Origin of the sequence: Dactylosporangium sp. NPDC048998 (assembly GCF_043197855.1) — a bacterium.
GTDB lineage: Bacteria > Actinomycetota > Actinomycetes > Mycobacteriales > Micromonosporaceae > Dactylosporangium.
Map to the genome: position 1 here is coordinate 1 of NZ_JBICTV010000105.1, position 1,220 is coordinate 1,220.

Here is a 1,220-nt window from a genome sequence, read left to right on the forward strand (position 1 = left end):
TTGGCGGCCAACGGTGCTACCCGGCCGCTGATCACGTTCCTGATCCTGCACGGCGGTCTGCGGCCTGGCTACGACTATCTGCTGGAGCGGAAGTTCTCCAGCATCTGGCGCGAGGTGGAAGGCTGCCCGATCGGCGCCGACCTGGCCGTCTTCTTGAGCGCCGCGGCGCAGCTGGGCTTCAGCGAACGCGTCGCGGTGGCCAACGCCTCCCAGGTTCCCGCCCGGCTGCTGATCCAGACCGGCCGGCCGCTGAACCGGCTCACCGCGCAAGACCTCGACGACTTCGCCGCCGCCTGCATGCAACGCGCGCAACGCACCGGCAAGGGCTGGCGACACTACGAGGCGGCGCTGAGCAACACCCGCCGGGTCCTGTTCCACCTGCAGATCGTGTCGGCCCCAACCGGCCCCACGGGTGGGATCGCCTTCGCCGACCGGCTGCGCGGGGTCACCCCACCCGTCCGCACGGCGCTGATCGCCTACCTCGAACGCAAACGAGCCACATGCGCGCCGAAGACGGTCTCCTCCCTGGCCACCCGACTGATGCACTTCGGGGTCTTCCTCGCCCACACCGACCCGGCTCTGCAGTCGATCGCCGACCTGCAACGATGCCGTCACATCGAGCCCTACCTGTCCACCCAGGTCGACGCCGTCAATACCAAGACCAACGAGGTCATCTCCGTCGCGGAACGCTCCCGCCGCGTCCTCGCCCTCGCAGGGTTCCTCACCGACATCACCGAGTGGGGCTGGCCCGACGCCCCGACCCGACGGCTGGTGTTCCGCGACGACATCCCCAAACTCCCCAGAGTCCTGCCCCGCTACCTGCCCATCGATGCTGACCGGCGGCTCACCGAGGAACTGCAACGGCCCGGCCCCGGCAACGAACTGGCCGCCTGCGCGCTGCGGCTGCAACGCTCCTGCGGGCTGCGCATCGGTGAACTGCTCGACCTGGAACTCGACTGCGTCCACGAAGTCCCCGGACAAGGCGCATGGCTGAAGGTCCCGCTCGGCAAACTCGAATCCGAACGCATGGTCCCGCTCGACGAGGACATCCTCGACCTGATCGACCACATCATCGAGATCCGTTCCCCGGGACAACCGTTGCCCCACCCGAGATACCGGCGCGCGGCACAGTTCCTGTTCACCCATCACGGCCGGCGCCTGTCCCAGAATGCGGTGCGCGCCGAACTGGAACGGGCCGCCGGCACCGCCGGCCTTGGCCA

1 protein-coding gene is annotated in these 1,220 nt (G+C 68.9%); it reads left to right on the forward strand.

Annotated features, from left to right (window positions below; all coding sequences use genetic code 11):
- A partial coding sequence (locus ACGFI8_RS48035; RefSeq protein WP_392815838.1) for a tyrosine-type recombinase/integrase occupies positions 1–1,220 on the forward strand: 1,220 nt, incomplete at both ends.